At 60.1% G+C, this 20,108-nt stretch carries 14 protein-coding genes; 6 read left to right on the top strand and 8 right to left on the bottom strand.

Going from position 1 to position 20,108, the window contains the following annotated elements:
- Positions 1 to 158: 158 nt before the first annotated feature.
- From V2391_RS00665 to arcA (V2391_RS00640), 6 genes are all read right to left on the bottom strand, one after another.
- Entirely contained in the window at positions 159 to 1,640 is a 1,482-nt protein-coding gene (locus tag V2391_RS00665; protein ID WP_022094206.1) for a DUF1846 domain-containing protein, read from the bottom strand.
- 553 nt (positions 1,641 to 2,193) lie between these two features.
- Positions 2,194 to 3,681 (bottom strand): YfcC family protein, encoded by a 1,488-nt coding sequence (locus V2391_RS00660; protein WP_438861074.1) that lies wholly within the window; start codon positions 3,679 to 3,681, stop codon positions 2,194 to 2,196.
- A gap of 138 nt (positions 3,682 to 3,819) precedes the next feature.
- The gene (gene argF / locus V2391_RS00655) at positions 3,820 to 4,815 is read right to left on the bottom strand and encodes an ornithine carbamoyltransferase (protein ID WP_006234279.1); all 996 of its coding nucleotides are present in this window, start codon (positions 4,813 to 4,815) and stop codon (positions 3,820 to 3,822) included.
- Between the two features lie 105 nt (positions 4,816 to 4,920).
- On the bottom strand, positions 4,921 to 6,162 hold the full coding sequence (gene arcA / locus V2391_RS00650; RefSeq protein WP_099431519.1) for an arginine deiminase: 1,242 nt from the start codon (positions 6,160 to 6,162) through the stop codon (positions 4,921 to 4,923).
- A gap of 571 nt (positions 6,163 to 6,733) precedes the next feature.
- Positions 6,734 to 7,858: an aminotransferase gene (locus V2391_RS00645; protein ID WP_329737854.1), complete on the bottom strand. Its 1,125-nt coding sequence runs from the start codon at positions 7,856 to 7,858 to the stop codon at positions 6,734 to 6,736.
- 149 nt (positions 7,859 to 8,007) lie between these two features.
- Complete coding sequence (arcA, locus tag V2391_RS00640; protein WP_329737853.1) at positions 8,008 to 9,249, bottom strand: arginine deiminase; 1,242 nt, start codon at positions 9,247 to 9,249, stop codon at positions 8,008 to 8,010.
- A gap of 556 nt (positions 9,250 to 9,805) precedes the next feature.
- On the opposite strand from arcA (V2391_RS00640), the gene ppk1 reads away from it, so the two are divergent.
- The 5 genes from ppk1 to V2391_RS00615 all read left to right on the top strand — a co-directional run bounded on the left by ppk1 (position 9,806) and on the right by V2391_RS00615 (position 16,039).
- A complete protein-coding gene (ppk1, locus tag V2391_RS00635) occupies positions 9,806 to 12,208 on the top strand; it encodes a polyphosphate kinase 1 (RefSeq protein ID WP_329737852.1) in 2,403 nt (800 codons plus the stop codon).
- Between the two features lie 98 nt (positions 12,209 to 12,306).
- Entirely contained in the window at positions 12,307 to 13,635 is a 1,329-nt protein-coding gene (rlmD, locus tag V2391_RS00630; RefSeq protein ID WP_329737851.1) for a 23S rRNA (uracil(1939)-C(5))-methyltransferase RlmD, read from the top strand.
- A 180-nt stretch (positions 13,636 to 13,815) separates the two neighbouring features.
- Positions 13,816 to 14,358 carry a DJ-1 family glyoxalase III gene (locus tag V2391_RS00625; protein WP_329737850.1) on the top strand — a complete coding sequence of 181 codons (543 nt, stop codon included), beginning with the start codon at positions 13,816 to 13,818 and terminating at the stop codon, positions 14,356 to 14,358.
- On the top strand, positions 14,355 to 14,936 hold the full coding sequence (locus tag V2391_RS00620; protein ID WP_329737849.1) for a Maf family protein: 582 nt from the start codon (positions 14,355 to 14,357) through the stop codon (positions 14,934 to 14,936). Before V2391_RS00625 ends, V2391_RS00620 begins: the two co-directional genes overlap by 4 nt.
- Positions 14,937 to 15,037: 101 nt before the next feature.
- Positions 15,038 to 16,039, top strand: a complete 1,002-nt coding sequence (locus V2391_RS00615; RefSeq protein WP_329737848.1) for a P1 family peptidase — start codon at positions 15,038 to 15,040, stop codon at positions 16,037 to 16,039.
- A gap of 362 nt (positions 16,040 to 16,401) precedes the next feature.
- Here the strand turns inward: V2391_RS00615 and V2391_RS00610 are convergent, their stop codons facing one another.
- Together V2391_RS00610 and glf are read right to left on the bottom strand one after the other, a co-directional pair.
- Positions 16,402 to 17,433, bottom strand: coding sequence for a glycosyltransferase family 2 protein (locus V2391_RS00610; RefSeq protein WP_148345564.1), 1,032 nt, complete (start codon positions 17,431 to 17,433; stop codon positions 16,402 to 16,404).
- Positions 17,426 to 18,628, bottom strand: coding sequence for a UDP-galactopyranose mutase (gene glf, locus V2391_RS00605; protein WP_329737847.1), 1,203 nt, complete (start codon positions 18,626 to 18,628; stop codon positions 17,426 to 17,428). The genes V2391_RS00610 and glf overlap by 8 nt, the downstream gene beginning before the upstream one ends.
- Before the next feature lie 231 nt (positions 18,629 to 18,859).
- Between glf and pta the strand changes: the two genes are divergently transcribed.
- Complete coding sequence (gene pta / locus V2391_RS00600) at positions 18,860 to 19,840, top strand: phosphate acetyltransferase (protein WP_006234296.1); 981 nt, start codon at positions 18,860 to 18,862, stop codon at positions 19,838 to 19,840.
- Positions 19,841 to 20,108 lie beyond the last annotated feature (268 nt).

Genomic DNA, 20,108 nt, shown 5'->3' with positions numbered 1-20,108 from the left:
GGATGAAACAGTTACAGTTATTTTATACCGCTCAAATCGTTTCCAGGCAGGTAAACGGCTATTTTTCGACGAAATAGACGCTTAATTGATCAAAAAGCCGTACCGGGCGCTAACCCGATACGGCCAAAATGCAATGCAATTACCGCTGCGCTTCAAACTTAGCGATGGAAGAAACCGCGGCGCTCAAACTTGGGCTCGCAGCACACGTTGATGCCCAGTTTGCGCAGCACCGTCTCGTCCGTCGGCGAGATAATCACGCTAAAGAAGGCATCGCAGCCACGCAGCTGTTCCAAGCCCGAAAGGACACGAGCGGCCGTCTCGCTCGTAGCCGAGGTGATCGACAGCGCCATAAGCGTCTCGTCGGTGTGAAGGCGCGGGTTTTTGCTGCCCAGGAAATGCGTCTTGAGCTTGCTGATGGGCTCGATCGCCTCGTCGCTGATGACCTCGAGCTCAAGATCGACGCCCGAAACATGCTTGAGAGCGTTCATAATGAGCGAACTTGCGGCGCCCAGGCGCGTGGAGGTCTTACCGGTCACCACGGAACCGTCCGGCATGACCATGGCGCCCACGGGACCACCCGTCAACTGCTCCCTGGTTAGGGCCGCCGAGCGCGCCGGTGAGTAGTTCTTATCGATGCCGGCCTTCTTCATAATAATCTTGAGACGGTCGACCTGCTCATCGCCCACGCCGGTACGGCGCACATTTTCGACCGCGGTAAAGTAGCGGCGGACGATCTCCATCTTGGAAGCGTCGCGGCAGGCATCGTCATCGGTGATGGCAAAGCCGACCATATTGACGCCCATGTCCGTGGGACTCTGGTAGGGGCTCTTGCCTAGGATCTTTTCCATCAGGGCACGGACCACCGGGAAGGCCTCGACGTCGCGGTTGTAGTTGACCGTGGTCTTGTTGTAGGCCTCAAGGTGAAAGGAATCGATGATGTTGGCATCGTCGAGGTCCGCCGTAGCGGCCTCGTAGGCAATATTGACCGGATGCGTCAGGGGAAGATTCCAGACCGGGAAGGTCTCAAACTTGGCATAACCGGCGGCGGTGCCATGCTTATGCTCGTGATACAGCTGCGAGAGGCAGGTGGCGAGCTTGCCCGAGCCAGGACCGGGCGCCGTCACGACAACGAGCGGACGCGTGGTCTCGACGAACTCGTTCTTGCCGTAGCCTTCGTCAGAAACGATCAGATCGACGTCGTGCGGATAGCCCTCAATGGGATAGTGCAGCTTGGCGGGAATGCCGAGTGCATTCAGACGATTGCGGAAGACGTCGGCAGCGGGCTGACCGGCATACTGCGTGATAACCACGGCCGCGACAGCAAAACCATTGCCGCGGAACAGGTCGACCAGGCGCAAGACGTCCTCGTCATAGGTAATGCCCAGGTCGCCACGGGCCTTGTTCTTCTCGATATGGTTTGCATTGATTGCGATGATGACCTCAACATCATCGGCAATGCTCTTGAGCATGCGGAACTTGCTGTCCGGTTCAAAACCCGGCAGCACACGGCTCGCATGATAGTCGTCAAACAGCTTGCCGCCAAACTCCAAATAGAGCTTGCCGCCAAACTGCGAGATGCGCTCCTTAATGTGAGCAGCCTGCAGCTCGATATACTTCGCGTTGTCGAAACCCTGGCGCATGTATGGCTCCCGTCCCGTTTCCATTTAATGTCCTAGGCGATTATAACGGAGCAGACCCTCCCCGATGCCCAGGCCATCAACAGGCACCAACCAAACACGCCTACCGCAACCACCGGGGACCCGGGGTAGCTAATTTGAAGCAATGACCAAGTCACTCCGCACCAACAATGGAAACGTCACAGGCAGAGCCAAAGTCAACGAGCGACCGCCAGAGCGAGCAATCTGCCCCCAGCACCAACAAGGGGAACGTCGCAGGTTGAGCATAAGTCAGCGAAAGCCCGCCAGAGCGAGCAAGGTGACGTGAAAGAGGAGGGCATAGGCCTTTTGGCCATGCCCGACGATTGAACGTCAGATTGCCGCTCTGGCGGGCTTGCAGCGTCGAGTGGTTCCGGCGTTTGGTAAAACGCCGGAACGCAAGTCGCCCCCTCCCGCGCACGGAACGGGAGGGGGCTAAAGGTAGGAGTCTACCGGTGGGTTGACCCCACCGGACAGACGATGACCAGGTGATCCTTTACAGGATCGTCAAGGTTTCCGTGGGGTACCCGTTGGGTACTTAGAGCAGCACGCAGGCGACGGTCAGGATGACGGCGCAGACGACGGAGAGCGCGACGATGAGCTTAAGGGCAAACTTGAGCCAGGTCGTCCACTCGATCTTGGCCAGGGCGAGACCGCCCATGATGGCACCGGAGGTCGGGGTGAACAGGTTCACGACACCGATAGCAGCGGAGAAGATCATGACCATGACCTCGGGCGAGAAGCCGAGCTTAACAGCCAGCGGTCCCATGATGGGCATGGAGACGGTAGCCATACCAGAGGTCGAGGGAATCAGGAAGGACAGGCCGAAGTAGACCAGGAAGCTCATGGGAGCGAAGATCACGCCGGACAGGCCAGCCAGAGCATTGGCGGCAGCGTCGAGGACGTAGACGTCGAGGCCGGTGTTAGCCATGAGGACGGAGATACCACGGGCGAGGGCGATGACGAGAACAACGGACATCATGTCGGCAGCGCCGGTGATGAAGGTGTTGACGATCTGCTTCTCGGACAGGCCTCCGATGATACCGATCAGGACGGCCATGAGGAAGAACCAGGTGGAAGCCTCGTCGAAGTACCACTGGCCAATGGGCAGGCCGGTGATCAGGGCAGACCAGCCCTGGACGACGGCGTTACCGTCGGCATCGTAGACAGCGCCAGCGTCGAAGAAGTTGGCGACGCCCTCGTTGAGGTCGGCCAGCGGGATGAAGCCGACGATCATGACGACGAAGGTGAAGGCGAAGGCGATCAGAACACCCTTCTGACGACCGGTGAGCTTGACCTCCTTGTGGACCTCGGAAGCAGCCTTGCCGTGAGCCTCTTCGGCGTCCTTGAGCTCCTGCATCGACAGGATGGTGGAACCCTTGTCAGCCTTGACCTTCTTGGCATAGTTCATCACGAAGAAGATGGACATAGCGGTAGTGACAATCCACAGGACGGCACCGAGGCCGATGATGATGGACTGGTTGACCTCAATGCCAACGCCGGTCAGAGCGTCGACGGCAGCGCCGACGGCGAACGGGTTAACCGTGGAGCCCAGGCAGCCGCAGCCAGCGCCGAGCAGGACGGTAGCGGCACCGACCATGGGGTCGAAGCCAGCGGCCATCATGGTAGCGGCGAGCAGGGCGTAGAAGGGAACGGTCTCCTCGCACATACCATAGGTGGTGCCACCGAGGGAGAAGATGAGCATCAGCACGGGAATGAGCATAATCTCGTTGCCCTTAAGCTTCTGCACCAGAACGGCGATGCCGTTGTCCAGGGCGCCGGTCTCGGTCATCATGCCGAGGAAGCCGCCCAGGATCATAACGAAGAGGCAGACGGGCAGAGCGTCAGCGAAGCCCAGGATCGGGGCGGTGCAGAAATCGCTCAGACGGGCTGCGGTAACCGCGCCGCCGGACGTGCCGGAGACGATAACGGTAATCACTGCAACAATTGCCAGCAGAGCTAGAAGAATGGTGAACGATGAAGGCATACCGCGCTTTTTCTTAGCGGTCTCAGTCATGGTTCTCATCCCCCCTTCATAAATCATTTAACTTTCTCGCGCGAAGCGGATCTTCCGTGCCGTGCCCACCGCCCGACGCGAGATATTTACCAGACAAAGCCGCTCGGGGTGTGCAGCAAGACACCCCGAGCGAGATGCTAGATGCTCTTACTTGAGCGTGGCGTACATAACAGCCTTGATGGTGTGCATGCGGTTCTCGGCCTCGTCGAAGACCTTGGAAGCGGGGCTCTCGAAGACCTCGTCGGTGACCTCCTGCTCGGTGATGCCGAACTGCTCGCACTTCTCGGCGCCAATCGTGGTGTTGGTGTCGTGGAAGCTGGGCAGGCAGTGCAGGAAGATGGCACCCGGGTTGGCCATAGCCATGACCTCGGAGGTAACGCGATACGGGGTGAGCTGAGCGATGCGCTCGGCCCAGACCTCGTCGGGCTCGCCCATGGAGACCCACACGTCGGTGTAGATAACGTCGGCACCGGTGACGCCGTCCTTGACGTCGGTGGTCAGCTTGATGGTGCAGCCGTTGGCCTCGGCGATGGGCTTGCAGGCCTCGATGACGTCGTCGGCGGGCATGCACTCCTCGGGGCCGCAGGCCACGAAGTTCATGCCGAGCTTGGAGCAGACAACCATGAGGGAGCGAGCAACGTTGTTCTTGCAGTCACCCATGAAGACGAGGGTCTTGCCCTTGATGTCGTAGTTGAAGTTCTCCTGGACGGTCAGGATGTCGGCGAGCATCTGGGTGGGGTGCCACTCAGTGGTCAGGCCGTTCCACACGGGCACGCCGGACTTAGCAGCGAGCTCCTCGACGTCGTCCTGGGCAAAGCCACGGAACTCGATGCCGTCATACATGCGGCCGAGAACGCGGGCGGTGTCCTCAATGGACTCCTTCTTGCCCATCTGCGACGAACCGGGATCGAGGTAGGTGACGCCCATGCCCAGATCCATGCCGCCGACCTCGAAGGCGCAGCGGGTACGAGTGGAGGTCTTCTGGAAGAGCAGAACGATGTTCTTGCCCTCGAGATAGCGGTGCGGAACGCCAGCGCGCTTCATGTCCTTGAAGTTCTTGGAAAGCTTGAGCAGGTACTCGATCTCCTCGGTGGTGAGGTCGAGAAGCTTGAGGAAGCTACGGCCGGAGAGGTTAACACCCATGGTTCGTTTCCTTTCGAAAAAATGAATTACGTAAGTATTAGTGTTGCCCGTTTGACGGGCGAAACCGGTGCGGTTGTAGGGGGACCGCACCGGAAACGGAAAGACTTAGAGGTCCTCGCGCCAGAAGGGCATGCTCATGCAGCGCGGGCCGCCGCGGCCGCGGGAGAGCTCGGCGGAGGGCACGACGAGAAGGTCCAGGCCCTCCTTGTACAGCACGTCGTTGGTGACGGTGTTGCGGGCGTAGACGCAGATCTTGCCGGGCTCGACGCACAGGGTGTTGGAGCCGTCGTTCCACTGCTCGCGGGAGGCCGCGATCGGGTCGCCGCCGCCGCAGGGGATCAGCTTGACCTGGTCGACGCCGGTGGCGTCCTCCAGGACGTGCTCGAGGGTGTCCTCGATCAGGCGGATGTTCACGTCGCCCGGGTTCTTGCCGGCGGTCAGCTCGTAGACGCGCAGGGTGCCCATGATGGCGGGGTGGATCGTGAACTTATCGACGTCGATCTGGGTGAAGACCGTGTCGAGGTGCATGAAGGCGCGCGAGACCGGGATGTCGAAGGCCAGGATGCGCTCGACCTTGGAGTCGGAGTTCCAGAAGATGTTCTGGGCCATGACGTCGATAGCGGCGGCCTGGGTGCGCTGGGAGATGCCGACGGCGAGGGTCTTCTCGTTGATGTTCAGCACGTCGCCGCCCTCGGTGTGGAACTGGCAGTCGCGGCGGAAGTACAGCGAGACGTCCTTGTAGTCGGGGTGGTACTTGAAGACGTACTTGCCGTACAGGGTCTCGCGGTTGCGGGTGACCGAGTACATGCGGTTGAGGTTGACGCCCTCGCCGACGACCGCGAACGGGTCGCGGGTGAAGTAGAGGTTAGGCATCGGGTCGATGATCAGGTCGGACTCGGACTCGGAGTTGACCAGGGAGTCGAGGGTCGTGGACGCCGTGAGGGGCATGTCGATCTCGGCCTTGGTCATGCCGGCCATGGTCTTCTTGACGAACTCGAGGTTGTCCTCGATGGAGTCCAGCTTCTCGCGGACGATCTGCGGCATGTGCTGGCCGCGGATGCCGGCCTCGGCGATGTACTGGTCGGTGAACTCGGCGCGGGCGCCGGGGACCTGGTCGAACACCTCGGCGACGAGGTTCTCGAGGTAGAGGACCTCCACGCCCTGGTCCCTCAGGATCTGGGCGAAGGTGTCGTGCTCCTGCTGTGCGACCTCCAGGAACGGGACGTCGTCGAACAGGAGTCGCTCGAGCTCGTCGGGCGGCAGGTTGAGGAGCTCGTCGCCGGGACGGTGCAGGCAGACCTTCCTGAGCTTGCCGATCTCGGAAGGCACGTGCAGACCTTTCGTCATGGCCTCCTACCTTTCTTTCGGGCCCCTGTCAGGGCCGATTCGTTAGCGCCCCTCCGTGTGAGGCGTTATTGCTGACGACATATTTATATCCAAAATCAGTTCATACTTCCACCTCGCCCCCGAACGGTTTTATATGAGGGGTGAACGGCATACACATATACTTCACGCATGGCACACTTTGATTTAATAAAGTTTATTTACGTGCTTAAACGCGTTTTCAATCCAAATAACAAATGGAACTTAACTTTATTAAACAACCCTCAAATTGCATATTTCCAATAAAGCTATGAATAGAATTAGCGATTCATACCGCGTCTCAACCATTTTCATTTTTATTCAGAAAAAAGTTTGTCCTATTCATTTCTGGTAACAAATTACCGTTTACCAGACACTTGATACCGTTCACCGGAAGCTCAGTATAAGACCCATCGAATACCGGCTCGCCTTACGGCCTCATTTGTAACAACTTGACTTCTCGGTATAGAAAAACAGACCCGCTCCCCTCTTGGGAAACGGGACTGTTATCGATAATCGTAGACAGATTTGAGCGGCTTTGAGAGCCGTCGGAATCCTAGCGATCGAACTCCGCCAGTGCCTCGCCCAGAAGCCTCAGGCCCTCGCGCAGAACGTCCTCGCTCGCGCAGTAGCCCAGGCGTGCGCCGCAGGGAAGCTCAAAGCGGCTGCCGGGTACCAGCAGCACTCCCCTCTCGGACAGCAGGCGCTTGCAGAACTCCTCGTCGTCCTCGGGAATATCAAGCTGGATAAACGAGGTGGACACGCCCTGCGGGGCCGTCCAGAAAACGCGGTGCTGCGTATCGATCCAAGCCTGCGCGATATCGCGGTTTCCAAACACGATCTTGCGATTGCGCTTGAGAATCTTGTCCTTGTGCTCAAGCACATAGGTCGCCAAGGCGTCGTTGAACACGCCGCCGCAGATCATGGTGTAATCGCGATAGGTGCGTATGCGGTTGGACACCTCTTCGTCGGCCACGACCCAGCCCACGCGGGCCGCGGGCGTCGAATAGGTCTTGGACACGGAGTTGGTGACGATGGCCTTCTCGTACACGTCGGCCATCGACATAAAGGCCTCGGTGTTCTCAAGCGGCAGGTACACCTCGTCGCAAAGCACATAGGCGCCAACCGAGCGGGCGATCTCAGCAATCTGGCCGAGCGCATCGGCATCGAGCACCGTTCCGATGGGGTTCGATGCGTTATTGATGCAGATGAGCTTCGTGTTGGGGCGCACCAAGCGCTTGAGTTCCTCGATATCGGGCTTCCAGCCGAGTTCCTCGCGAAGCTCCCAGTACTCGACCTCGGCGCCGAGCGTACGCGGGATCTCGTAGAGCGGCGCATAGGTAGGCCACTCGGCAATCACGTGATCGCCGGGCTCGACCACGGCCATGATGGCGTTGAGGTTCGCACCCGTGCAGCCGTTGGTCTGCAGGATGTGATCGGGATTGACCTCGCGACGATACAGCTTGGCAACCTCGGCCTTAAACTCCGGCGAACCCTCGATCCAGCCGTAGTTCATCTTCTCGCGGTCCAGGCGTTCATAGAACGTGGCGCCGTCCTGCTCGTCGAGCGCGCGCAGCTCGCCCATGGTAAGCGAGGAGATCGTCGACTGGGCGATATCCCACGTGGCGCTCTTCTCCCAAACGTTGAGCCACTCTTCAACGCCGATTGTCTTGATATCCATGGCCAAGCTCCTTACAAAAGCAGTCATCCAATCGTGTTGACGTTCCTCATACAAGAATGGGGCGGTGCGAAAACCCGCACCGCCCCATTGGGAGACATCTAATGGCAGCTAGATGTATTTATTAAGACCTGTACGGGTCCTTGAAGACCTTAGAGGTCCTCGCGCCAGAAGGGCATGCTCATGCAGCGCGGGCCGCCGCGGCCGCGGGAGAGCTCGGCGGAGGGCACGACGAGAAGGTCCAGGCCCTCCTTGTACAGCACGTCGTTGGTGACGGTGTTGCGGGCGTAGACGCAGATCTTGCCGGGCTCGACGCACAGGGTGTTGGAGCCGTCGTTCCACTGCTCGCGGGAGGCCGCGATCGGGTCGCCGCCGCCGCAGGGGATCAGCTTGACCTGGTCGACGCCGGTGGCGTCCTCCAGGACGTGCTCGAGGGTGTCCTCGATCAGGCGGATGTTCACGTCGCCCGGGTTCTTGCCGGCGGTCAGCTCGTAGACGCGCAGGGTGCCCATGATGGCGGGGTGGATCGTGAACTTATCGACGTCGATCTGGGTGAAGACCGTGTCGAGGTGCATGAAGGCGCGCGAGACCGGGATGTCGAAGGCCAGGATGCGCTCGACCTTGGAGTCGGAGTTCCAGAAGATGTTCTGGGCCATGACGTCGATAGCGGCGGCCTGGGTGCGCTGGGAGATGCCGACGTCGAGGGTCTTCTCGTTGATGTTCAGCACGTCGCCGCCCTCGGTGTGGAACTGGCAGTCGCGGCGGAAGTACAGCGAGACGTCCTTGTAGTCGGGGTGGTACTTGAAGACGTACTTGCCGTACAGGGTCTCGCGGTTGCGGGTGACCGAGTACATGCGGTTGAGGTTGACGCCCTCGCCGACGACCGCGAACGGGTCGCGGGTGAAGTAGAGGTTAGGCATCGGGTCGATGATCAGGTCGGACTCGGACTCGGAGTTGACCAGGGAGTCGAGGGTCGTGGACGCCGTGAGGGGCATGTCGATCTCGGCCTTGGTCATGCCGGCCATGGTCTTCTTGACGAACTCGAGGTTGTCCTCGATGGAGTCCAGCTTCTCGCGGACGATCTGCGGCATGTGCTGGCCGCGGATGCCGGCCTCGGCGATGTACTGGTCGGTGAACTCGGCGCGGGCGCCGGGGACCTGGTCGAACACCTCGGCGACGAGGTTCTCGAGGTAGAGGACCTCCACGCCCTGGTCCCTCAGGATCTGGGCGAAGGTGTCGTGCTCCTGCTGTGCGACCTCCAGGAACGGGACGTCGTCGAACAGGAGTCGCTCGAGCTCGTCGGGCGGCAGGTTGAGGAGCTCGTCGCCGGGACGGTGCAGGCAGACCTTCCTGAGCTTGCCGATCTCGGAAGGCACGTGCAGACCTTTCGTCATGGCCTCCTACCTTTCTTTCGGGCCTTACTGGCCGAATGTATCAGCGCCCCTCCATATGGGACGCTGCTTGCTGACAGCTCTAGTTATATCCAAATTCCATCCGTAATGCTACCTCGCCCCCGAACGGTCAGCAAAGTACGATGAACGGTATATCGCATATGATTTCCCATGATACACTTCAGTTTCGTAAAGCAGATTTTCCTAGGTAAACGTTATTTTTCTAGGAAATCAAGCTTGAACACTCAAAGTTATCCATGATTCAAAATTGCATAGTGAAAACGGTTTTCTGCATATAAATGACGCTTGCCCTCGATTCGACCTACATTCGATTATATTCAGCTTGCTATCATTCTTATTCATACATTCTCACCAGTTGAGTGAGGATATAGATCGCTTGCTCAAATCACCGGACGTTAGTGCTTCGGCTTGTCAGCGTAAGAAGTAGGTAAAGATACCGTTCACGAGATACGTCCGTGCCGGCGGTCGACTAAATTGAGACAATAGTGAATTAGAGTTAGGCTACCGTCCCCTGCGGGGACTGAACGGACAGATGCATATGCCGAGCAAAATCGAAAAGAAGCAAAAGGCCGCTAAGCTGCGCAAGCCGCCGCGCGACTTCTCGTACACGCAAAACCGAGAGCTTAGCTGGCTGCGCTTTAACAACCGCGTGCTTGACGAAGCCTTCGACGAAACCGTTCCGCTGTTCGAGCGTCTAAAGTTCGTGTCGATTTTCGAGTCCAACCTCGACGAATTCCTTATGGTGCGCGTGGGCGGCCTGTCCGATCTGGCAGAGCTCAAAAAGCAGCCTGTCGACAACAAGAGCAATATGACCGCCTCCGAACAGGTCGATGCTGTCATGGCAGAGCTGCCCGGGCTCCTTACCCGTTGGGAGTCCATCTTTAAGAGCATCGAGGGCAAGCTCGACACCCTGGGCGTTCACCGCGCCCGCATCGATTCGCTTACGCCCGAGGAGCGCACCTTTGTAACCCGCTACTTCCAGGCCTACGTGTCGCCGGTTATCTCACCGCTGGTCATTGACCCGCGCCATCCCTTCCCCAACCTGCGCAACGGCGCGCTCTATCTGGCTTGTGGCCTGGACGGCGTCACCGACGAGGAAAGCCTGCTCGGCCTGATCGAGATTCCCGCCTCGATGAACCGCGTGGTCGAGATTCCCTCGCCCGCCGGCACCTACTCCTATATCTTGCTCGAAGACGTTATCCTCGCCTGCCTCGACAGTTGCTTTGGCTCCTACAAGCCGCTGGATCGCGCGCTGATCCGCGTCACCCGCAATGCCGATATCGACCCGGACGGCGAGGGCGTCGAGGAGGAGGAAGATTACCGCCAGCACATGAAGCGCATCCTCAAGAAGCGCCTGCGCCTGCAGCCGGTGGTGCTCGCCGTATCGGGCTCACTCGAAAAGCCAACGCTCAAGACCATCCGCAAGGCGCTCGAGCTTTCTCGCCGCTCGGTCTTTACCTGCGATATCCCCCTTGACCTTGGCTACGTCTTTGGCATTGAGGGTAAGATTCCCGAGCACCTGCGCAACGAGCTGCTCTTTACGCCGTTTAAGCCGCAGCCCAACCCCACCATCGATATGACCCGCTCCATCCGCGAGCAGGTACTTCAGCACGACAAGCTGCTCTTTTATCCCTATGAGGCCATGAACCCGTTCCTGGACCTGGTGCACGAGGCCGCCTACGACCCCGAGTGCATCTCGCTGCGTATCACGCTCTACCGCGTGGCCAAGCAGAGCCGCCTGTGCGAGTCGCTGATCGATGCCGCCGAGAACGGCAAAGAGGTCACGGTGCTCATGGAGCTCCGCGCCCGCTTCGATGAGCAGAACAACATCGAGTGGGCCGAGCGCTTGGAAGAGGCCGGCTGCACCGTTATCTACGGCTCCGAGGGCTTTAAGTGCCACTCCAAGATCTGCCAGCTCACCTATCGCGAGGGCATGGCGCTTACACGCCTGACACTGTTGGGCACCGGCAACTTTAACGAGAAGACGGCCAAGCTCTACAGCGACTTTATGCTCATGACCGCCCATCCCGGCATCGGCGAGGACGCCAACTTGTTCTTCCGCAACCTGTCGCTGGGCAACCTGCGCGGCGACTACCGCTTCCTGGGCGTGGCGCCGGTCGGCCTCAAGCCGCTCATCATGCGCGGCCTGGATCGCGAGATCCAGCGCGCCCTCGTTGGCGAGCCCGCCCGCGTGTTCTTTAAGCTCAACTCGCTTACCGACCGCGAGGTCATCGACAAGATTGCCGAGGCATCGTGTGCCGGCGTGCGCGTGGACATGATCATTCGCGGCATCTCGTGCCTCAAGCCCGGTGTTCCGGGCAAGACCGAGAACGTGCACGTGCGCTCCATCGTCGGACGCTTTTTGGAGCATGCGCGCGTCTATGCCTTTGGCGTGGACTCGGACATGATCTATCTGAGCTCGGCAGACATGATGACGCGCAACACCGAGCACCGCGTGGAGATCGCCTTCCCCGTGCTCGACCCCACCTGCCGCGCCCTGGTGCACGAGTACATGGGCATGCAGCTGCGCGACAACGTGAAGGCACGCAGCCTGACGAGTGACGGCACCTGGGTTCCGGTGGAGCGCAAAGAGGACGAGAAGCCCTTCAACTCGCAGGAAGCTCTGCTGGAACGTGCCTATCGCAACGCCGAGGCCGCCACCGAGGCAGAGCCCGCGCTCGCATCCCAGCCTGAGCCCGAGCCGCAGCCGACCGCTCCCGAGGTCCAGAAAGTCCGAGCGACCGTTATCGAGCCTGAGTCCGAACCTGCCCCTCGGCCCCAACCGCAGGCGGCCAAGCCCGCGTCCGAGAAGAGCGCTCGCCGCGAGAAGCCCGCTGGCAAAGCCAAGGCCATCGAGCGCCATCGCCCTGGCCGCGTGCGCATGGGCTTGGGCCTGATCGGCCTAGGCCTTAAGACGCTCATTACCGGCAAGACGAAATAGACGTTTGTAGAAGCAGTTTGTAGAAGCGCCCCGCATTTGAGGAAAGCCTCGGATGCGGGGCGCTTTTCCCTGCTACCATGGTGCGAACAGCAACGCGAATGACAGGCAGGAATATGAAGCTCACCATAGAATCGATGACGTACGGCACCGACGGTCTGGCACATGCCGACAACGGCAAGGCCGTCTTTGTGCAGGGCGCTGTGGCAGGCGACACCGTCGAAGCCGAGATCGTGCAGGACGGCAAGTCGTTTATGCGCGCCCGCACGACCGAGATTCTGGAGCCGAGTCCCGATCGCATTCAGCCCCCCTGCCCCTTCGTGGGCATCTGCGGCGGTTGTTCGTGGGGCAATCTATCGCGCTCCGCTCAGCTTGCCGCCAAAGAGCAAAACCTGCGCTCCACGCTCGAGCGCATTGGCAAGTTCACCCCCGAGCAGGTCAACGATCTTGTCCAGCCTATCCGCCATACCAAGGACGACTGGGGCTACCGCAATAAGATTGAGCTGGAGCCCACTCTCGTTAACGGCCGTGTTCGCCTTGGCATGCACGGCATCGACCCCAGCAAGATCGTGACCGTCGATTCGTGCCCGCTGTTCGATAAGCGTTTTCCCAAGGCGCTCAAATCGGTCGTCGGCGCGCTCAACTATCTGAGCGGCAGCCACGACCTGGGTCTGGAGCGCGTGGGCATTCGCGCTTCACGTCGCACCAAAGCACTCGAGGTCGCACTTTGGACACCCACAGGCTCCTTCCCGCGCTCACAGGTCTCACGCGTACTGGCAGACGCCGCGCACCCCACGAGCGTCGTGCGCGTCATGAGCAAGGGCGAGAAGAAGGCCCGCCGTGTCTCTAAGGTGGAGATGCTCGCCGGTGAGGGCTCGTGGACCGAGAACATCGCTGACGGCCAGATGCGCCTGTCCGCCCCATCGTTTTTCCAAGTCAATACCAAGGGCGCCGAGATTTTGATTGAGCTCGTTATGGACGCCCTCGACCCGCAGGAAGACGAGCTGGCCGTGGACCTGTACTGCGGTGCCGGTACCTTTACCCTGCCGCTCGCCCGCCGCTGCGACTTTGTTGCCGCCGTCGAAGCCTACGGTCCGGCCGTGCGCGACCTGCGCCGTAACCTCGAGATCAACAAGCTCGACAACGTCGGCGTCATCGGCGGCGATGCCGTGCGCGAGTTCCCCGACCAGGATGCCGATGTCCTGGTGGTCGACCCGCCGCGCGCGGGCCTGGCGCCCGAGGCCATCGACCTCATCGCCAGCACGAGCGCTCGCGATGTCGCCTATGTGAGTTGTGATCCGGCCACCCTGGCACGCGACCTCAAGCGCTTTGTCGAGAAAGGCACCTTCTCCCCCGTCAAGATCACACCGGTCGACCTGTTCCCGCAAACCTTCCACTGCGAAACCGTCGTCCATCTCAAGCGTAACTAGACTGTTTGCCCAAGACCACGCCCGATGATTTTTCTGGGACGGGGATTAAATAATCAATTGTGCACCGAATGATTATTTAATCCCCGTCCCTTTTTAAACATTGGGAAATCGAGCGTGGCAAGCGGGGGTCTTCGGGGTATAAGACGGCTAATTGTATGCCGCCTTACGAAAGGAACTCTCATGCCCAGCGTTGCCGTTCTCGCCGCCGATGGCTTTGAAACGATTGAATGTCTGACCATGGTCGACGTCATGCGTCGCGGCGGCGTGCGTGCCACGCTCGTCTCGATCATGCCCACGCGCGAGGTCGTGAGCTCGCTGCAGATTCCCGTGACCTGCGATGCCCTCTTTGACGAAATAAACTTTGACGAGTACGACTGCGTCGTACTGCCTGGCGGCCTGCCCGGAGCCACCAACTTGCGCACCGACCAGCGTGTCTGTGATGTGGTCTGCGAGTTCGCCGCAACCAAGCACGTTGCCGCCATCTGCGCCGCCCCGTTTATCCTGGGCGAGCTTGGCCTTCTCGAGGGACGCCGTGCCACGTGCTTCCCCGGCTTTGAGAAGAGCTTCCCCGAGGGCGCCTATACCGGCGAGAAGGTCACGCAAGACGGCAACATCATCACTGCCAGCGGCATGGCACAGTCACTCCCCTTTGCCTTGAAGCTGCTGCGCACGCTCGCCGGCGACAAGGCCGTCGAGAAGGTCGCCGAGGGCATCCAGCTATGATTTTGGCTTCGCAATCGCCGCGCCGCATAGAGCTGATGCGCGAGGCAGGCTACAACATTCGCGTGATTCCCGCGGATATCGATGAAACGCCCTTTGATAGCGAAGCTCCGCTTACGCTCGTCGAGCGCTTGGCGCGTGCCAAAGCCGCTGCCGTCGCCGCCGAGCATGCCGAGCCCAATGAGCTGACCGTCGCGGCCGATACCATCGTCACCTTCGATGGCAAGATTTTGGGTAAGCCGGCAAACGAGGACGAGGCACGCACCATGCTCCGCGAGCTTTCGGGCCGCACGCACCAGGTGGCGACCGGCGTCTGCATCGTTAAAGCCGGCGACGCTACAGCTCCGCATGCCGCCGAGAGCCTGTCGTTTGTCGATGTGACCGACGTGACGTTCTATGAGCTTACCGAAGAGCAGATCGAGCGCTATGTTGCCTCCGGCGAACCCATGGACAAGGCCGGGGCCTACGGCATCCAGGGCACAGGCGGCCGCCTGCTCGTGCATGACATTTCGGGCGACTTCTACAACGTGGTGGGCTTGCCCATCGCCCGCGTCGCGCGCGCGATTCAAAAACTCTCGTAATTGCATCTGGCGCTGGGTATTCCCCAGCGCCTACAATTTTTGCGTACCGTACGGATCCCGACCGGGCACAAGGCGCGGCGGAAAACCGATAGGAGTTAAACATGGATACACTGCTCGAGGCCATTGACGTCTGCGATGTCGATGGCTTTTGCTATGGCAACTATACGGACGAGGAGGCCGGCACCGGTTGCACCGTAATCGTGGCACCCGAGGGCGCCACCGGCGGCGTTGACGTTCGCGGCGGTGCTCCAGCATCGCGCGAAACCGACCTGCTGCGTCCCGAGAACACCGTCGACAAGGTCCACGCCATCTGCCTGTCGGGTGGATCGGCCTTTGGCCTCGAGGCTGCAAGCGGCGTCGCTCGCGAGCTTGAGAACCGCGGCATCGGCCTTCCCGTCGGCCCCACGCAGGTGCCTATCGTGTGCTCCAGCTGCATCTTCGACCTCGCCTTTGGCGATCCCACCGTGCGCCCCGACATAGAGGCCGGCATCGCCGCCGTGCGTGAGGCACTCGACAACACCCCCACCATGCTCGAGCAGGGCAATGTAGGTGCCGGCATGGGTGCCACCGTCGGAAAGCTCATGGGGCCCGCCACCTGCATGAAGGCCGGCCTTGGCGCTGCCGCCGTGGCGCTCGGCCCCATCAAGGTGGGCGCCGTGGTCTCGGTCAACGCCTGTGGCAACGTTGTCGACCCGACCACCGGCGAGTGGGTCGCCGGTATGCGTGCCGCGGCCGATAGCGACCAGATCGTCGACATGGAACTCGCAGCCTTTGCCGCCGCCGGATCCATGCAGATGCCGCTCGACCGCACCAACACCACCATCAGCTGCATCGTCACCAACGTGGAGCTCACTAAGGCCCAGGCCACCAAGGTCTCCCAGATGGCAGCAGACGCCTACGCGCACGCCATCCGCCCCACGCACACCACCAACGACGGCGACACCATCTACACCCTCGCCAGCGGCAAACTGGGAGCCCAGGCAAGCGCCGCCGTTCCCCTAGACCTGCTGGGCATGCTCGCCGTAAGGGCCCTAGAAACCGCCATCGTAAACGGAGCCAAAACCGCCAAAACCTCCCACGGCATCCCCGGCGCCGCGAAGTAAACTAGCTCGTCCGGTTGCCCGGTGGGTCTTGGTTATGTTTGCTGCTCTACAGTCCTGGCTCGCACGAAGAGCACATTACGTGCTCTTCGGCTCGTGCGGAACTCGCGACAAACATAACCAAGACACACCGGGCAACCTACTCAACAAGATCCCTTTCAGCCCAGGCCCCTGTGTACCGCGCGTCTAAGATCTTCAAATTCAGGTTGCTGACATAAAGCGAGACATAGCAGAGGACCCCTGGTCCTTAACTTGATACGAGTTCCGCACGCAAAGGAGGCGCCAGTGGCGCCTCCGTCTTGCGCAGGACCGTTCGAAGTAGCAAGTTAAGGACCAGGGGTCCCCGTTACCCGAGCACTTCTGTGCTAGTTGAATTTGAAGATCTTTGAGGCAAGACGGTATAGGCCGAGTGTGGTTTTGTCACCGGCACGGCCGCGCAGGTTGGTGAAGAAGCCAACCACACCGTAGCGTGCACGACGATACATGCGCTCGTCATAGGCCTTCAGATCATTCCACAACGTCTTCAGGCGTTCGTCGGCACAATCCTCGTCGGAAAGCTTAGTAAGCACCGAGCAGATTGCCATCATCATGGTGAAATAGCCCATCATGTACGAGCGCAGACGCGACGACTCGACATCGCCGTACAGATGGAACGACTCCATCATGATGCGCGTCACGCGGAACTGCTGGTCCAGACGCTTGACCATCGTGGCTTCGTTGACGCTTTGGCCCTCACGGCCGATAAAGTAGCGATAGAGGTCGATGTCGGCGTAGTACATGGTCTTGCAACGCGGCAGCGGCACGTAGGCGTAGATGTTGTCTACATAGAACGTGTGCGGCGGCATGGGCAGATTGGACGCGCGCAGCACATCCGTGCGATAGCACAGGCTGTGCATAAGCAGATTCTGGTCCAGACGGAAATGACCAATCTGGTCCCAGGTAAAGATCTTTTTTCGCGGCAGGGCAAACTTGTAGCCGATAGCGGTGTGTGTGCCCTCGTAAACCTTCTCGTACACATAGTTCGAGATAAAGAGGTCGACGCGCTGGTCGCGCTCCTCAAAACCGCGAAGGATCGAAAGCATAGTCGATAGGGCTGCGCCATCGAGCCAGTCGTCCGAGTCGACGACCTTGTAGTAGGTGCCCTGTGCCTCGCGCAAGCCCGAGAGGACGGCGATGCCGTGGCCGCCATTCTCCTGATGCACCGCGCGAATGATGCCGGGATAACGCGTCTCCCACTCGTCGGCCTTAGCTGCCGTCTCGTCCTTGGAACCGTCATCGACGATGATGATCTCGATATCAGTGGCGTAATTGCTCCCCTCCAGAATGGAGGTGATGCAATGGTCCATGTCCTTGGCGGCGTTATACGAGGGAATACCGAATGATATGACTTTATGCATGGCAGGCGATAATCTCATCCGAAAGATCGAGGGCAGAGTTGGTCACGGCATCCATATCGTAGTAACGATACTCGGCCAGGCGACCCACCGGGTGGAAGTTCGTCAGGTTCTGGACGCGCTCAAGATAGCGCTCATAGAGCTCGCGGTTCTCGGGCTCCAGAATGGCGTAATAGGGCGTCTCGCCCGAGCCGGGCGTATAGGCCTTGGAATACTCCTTCATGATGGTGGTCTTGCCGGGCAGGACCTGACCAGTCATGTTCTTGAACTCGGTGATACGCGTGTAATCCTCGCTCGTGGTGTAATTGACGGTGCCCACGGGCTGGAACTGGTCCATATCGAGCGTCTCGAACTTCATGTCGAGCGTACGGTACGGTAGAGCGCCCAGGTCGAGGTTGAACAGCTCGTCAAGCGGACCGGTGTAGACGATCTCGCCGCCATAGACCTTACCGTCGATCTTGACGGTGGTCTCGTCGATCTCGAAGAGGTCGCGGGCGTCCACGTCGCAGAACACATCAATCAGATCGTGGTCGAGCATGTGCTCGAACAGCGCGGTATAGCCGTCCTGCGGCATGCCCTGGAAGGGAGCCTGCGGGAAGTAGCGGTCATCGTCGCCCACAAAGACGGGAACGCGGCCGGTGATCGAGGGATCGATCTGGTCGGGCGTCTGACCCCACTGCTTCATGGTGTAATGCAAAAAGACGTTCTCGTAGACGTAATCGGCGACCTCGACAAGATCCGGGTCGTTCTTCTTGCGCAGCTCCATAATGGGCACCTTGACGTCCTTGCCAAAGGTCTCCACGAGCTTCTGATACAGCTCCTCGCCGCGCTCATCGCCAAAGGCGAGCTTGAGGCTCGCGTGGTTAAAGGGCACGGGCATAAGGGTACCGTTGATGTTGGCGAGCACCTTGTGCTGATAGTCCGTCCACTTGGTAAAGCGCGACAGGAAATTATGGACGCGCTCGTTAAAAGTGTGGTAGATGTGCGGACCGTACTCGTGGATAAGGATCCCGGCCTCATCAGCGCAGTCGTAAGCGTTGCCCGCAATGTGGCTACGACGCTCCAGAACGGCAACGCGATAGCCGATGGTCTCGGCGAGACGGCGGGCACAAACGGCACCGGCATATCCGGCACCGACAACAATCATGTCGTATGCGCCGGCGTTAAAGCCTTCAGGCAGGCCTGAGGTAATCTGCATCGATACTCCTTGTCAAAAGCCACGGGCTCGTTAGCTGGGCTTTTCTCGAACATTCTTCGAGACATATTTATCAGAGCGATTATAGCGCTAATGCGTCCTATAATGAGCTTGCCACACAAGGAAAGCTCAAGCACCGCGGCGTACATTATTGAAAGGTAAACCCGCTAGCAGCGGGTTTATTCGTGTGCAGTCAGGCGCCTGGAGCTTAGCGAAACGCTTGTAAGGAGTAACATGAGCGATTTTCTTAACCGTATGAAGTCTGCCGCCAAGGCCGACCTTAAGACGATCGTCCTGCCCGAGGGCGAGGATCCGCGCACCATCGTCGCAGCCACCAAGATCATCGAGGAGGGCCTGGCAAAGATCGTCATCCTGGGCAACCCCGACGAGATCAACGTTCCCGGCGCTACCGTCATCGACCCGCGCAATGCCGAGAAGCACGAGGAGTACGCGCAGAAGTTTGCCGAGCTCCGCGCCAAGAAGGGCGTCACCATCGAGCAGGCTCGCGCCCAGGTGATGGATGCTACCTACTTTGGCACCATGATGGTCAAGATGGGCGACGCCGACGGCCTGGTCTCCGGCGCCTGCCACTCCACCGCCGACACGCTGCGCCCCGCGCTGCAGATCCTCAAGACCGCCCCGGGCACCAAGTTGGTGTCGGCCTTCTTCGTGATGTGCACCGACACTCCGCAGTTCGGCACCGACGGCACGCTGATCTTCGCCGACTGCGGCCTCAACATCAACCCGTCCTCCGACGAGCTCTCCGAGATCGCCATCGCCTCCGCTCACTCCTGGTCCACCTTCATGGGCAACGTTGAGCCGCACGTGGCCATGCTCTCCTACTCCACCATGGGCTCCGCCGGCGGCGAGGTCGCCAAGAAGGTCCAGGAGGCTGTGAAGTTCTGCAAGGAGAAGGCTCCCGAGCTCGCCATCGATGGCGACCTGCAGCTCGACGCCGCCATCGTTCCCACCGTCGCCCAGCTCAAGGCTCCCGGTTCCTCCGTTGCCGGTAAGGCCAACGTGCTCGTGTTCCCCGACCTCGAGGCCGGCAACATCGGCTACAAGCTGGTCCAGCGCTTCGCCGGCGCCGACGCTTACGGCCCCATCCTGCAGGGCATCGCCAAGCCGGTTAACGACCTGTCGCGCGGCTGCTCTGCCGACGACATCGTGGGTGTCGTGGCCATCACTGCCGTCCAGGCTCAGATGGCTGAGTAGCGGACATATCCCCGCCGAAGGCAGCACAGGTTAACCCCTGAAAACGTCCTCGACCAATGAAACGCCCTCGTTCTGCCCCTTCGGAGCTATGAACGGGGGCGTTTCTGGTCTGCGGAGTGTTTTCAGGGGTTAACCTGTGCTGCCTTCTACCGTCACGTAACAATCAGGGTATCTGGGGTGGACGGCGGCTTGGCTGCGAGCTGGAGCTGAAGGTCTGAATGATCGGGCGCCGTTGCTGGGAGCGCAGGCGTTGCTGGCGATGGTCACT

Source organism: Collinsella sp. CM84Y_54, assembly GCF_036317945.1.
Classification (GTDB): domain Bacteria; phylum Actinomycetota; class Coriobacteriia; order Coriobacteriales; family Coriobacteriaceae; genus Collinsella.
This window is presented reverse-complemented; position numbering and strand designations above follow the sequence as displayed.

Coding starts and splice junctions, on each gene's coding strand:
- V2391_RS00665 (WP_022094206.1), bottom strand. CDS start 1,640: ATGCGCCAGGGTTTCGACAACGCGAAGTATATCGAGCTGCAGGCTGCT.
- V2391_RS00660 (WP_438861074.1), bottom strand. CDS start 3,681: ATGAGAACCATGACTGAGACCGCTAAGAAAAAGCGCGGTATGCCTTCA.
- argF (WP_006234279.1), bottom strand. CDS start 4,815: ATGGGTGTTAACCTCTCCGGCCGTAGCTTCCTCAAGCTTCTCGACCTC.
- arcA (WP_099431519.1), bottom strand. CDS start 6,162: ATGACGAAAGGTCTGCACGTGCCTTCCGAGATCGGCAAGCTCAGGAAG.
- V2391_RS00645 (WP_329737854.1), bottom strand. CDS start 7,858: ATGGATATCAAGACAATCGGCGTTGAAGAGTGGCTCAACGTTTGGGAG.
- arcA (WP_329737853.1), bottom strand. CDS start 9,249: ATGACGAAAGGTCTGCACGTGCCTTCCGAGATCGGCAAGCTCAGGAAG.
- ppk1 (WP_329737852.1), top strand. CDS start 9,806: ATGCCGAGCAAAATCGAAAAGAAGCAAAAGGCCGCTAAGCTGCGCAAG.
- rlmD (WP_329737851.1), top strand. CDS start 12,307: ATGACAGGCAGGAATATGAAGCTCACCATAGAATCGATGACGTACGGC.
- V2391_RS00625 (WP_329737850.1), top strand. CDS start 13,816: ATGCCCAGCGTTGCCGTTCTCGCCGCCGATGGCTTTGAAACGATTGAA.
- V2391_RS00620 (WP_329737849.1), top strand. CDS start 14,355: ATGATTTTGGCTTCGCAATCGCCGCGCCGCATAGAGCTGATGCGCGAG.
- V2391_RS00615 (WP_329737848.1), top strand. CDS start 15,038: ATGGATACACTGCTCGAGGCCATTGACGTCTGCGATGTCGATGGCTTT.
- V2391_RS00610 (WP_148345564.1), bottom strand. CDS start 17,433: ATGCATAAAGTCATATCATTCGGTATTCCCTCGTATAACGCCGCCAAG.
- glf (WP_329737847.1), bottom strand. CDS start 18,628: ATGCAGATTACCTCAGGCCTGCCTGAAGGCTTTAACGCCGGCGCATAC.
- pta (WP_006234296.1), top strand. CDS start 18,860: ATGAGCGATTTTCTTAACCGTATGAAGTCTGCCGCCAAGGCCGACCTT.